1 protein-coding gene is annotated in these 503 nt (G+C 57.9%); it reads left to right on the top strand.

The features are described 5' to 3' along the window. Positions 1-8: 8 nt before the first annotated feature. On the top strand, positions 9-503 hold a 495-nt coding region (locus KDM89_RS19540; protein ID WP_463322635.1), incomplete at its 3' end, for a Rossmann-fold NAD(P)-binding domain-containing protein.

The following is a 503-nucleotide window of genomic DNA, read 5'->3' as shown; positions in this document are numbered from 1 at the left end:
GCACATCTATGAAAATCGGCATTCCCGCCGAGACCCGGCCGGGGGAAACACGCGTTGCGGCCACCCCCGAAACCATTAAGAAGTACGTTGCCGCAAAACATCAGGTCATCGTGCAGTCTGGCGCAGGAGTAGCAGCCAGTATTACCGATGCAGCCTTTCAGGCGGCAGGCGCACAGATAGGCAGCGCAGCAGAAGCTTTTGGCGCAGAACTGGTCCTCAAAGTACGGGCGCCGGACGCCAGTGAGCGTGCGCTCATGGCATCTGGCAGCGTCTTAGTCGGGATGCTCAATCCTTTCGATGCAGACAATATCAGCGCGATGGCAGCCAGTGGTTTGTCTGCCTTCGCATTGGAGGCAGCCCCTCGCATTACGCGCGCGCAATCGCTGGATGTCTTGTCTTCACAGGCAAACATCGCAGGCTATAAGTCCGTCATGCTGGCAGCGAACACTTACCAACGCTTTATGCCTATGCTGATGACTGCAGCGGGTACCGTGAAAGCCGCC

Origin of the sequence: Cognatundibacterium luofuense (genome assembly GCF_018139685.1) — a bacterium.
Lineage (GTDB): Bacteria > Pseudomonadota > Gammaproteobacteria > Burkholderiales > Burkholderiaceae_D > Undibacterium > Undibacterium luofuense.
This window is presented reverse-complemented; position numbering and strand designations above follow the sequence as displayed.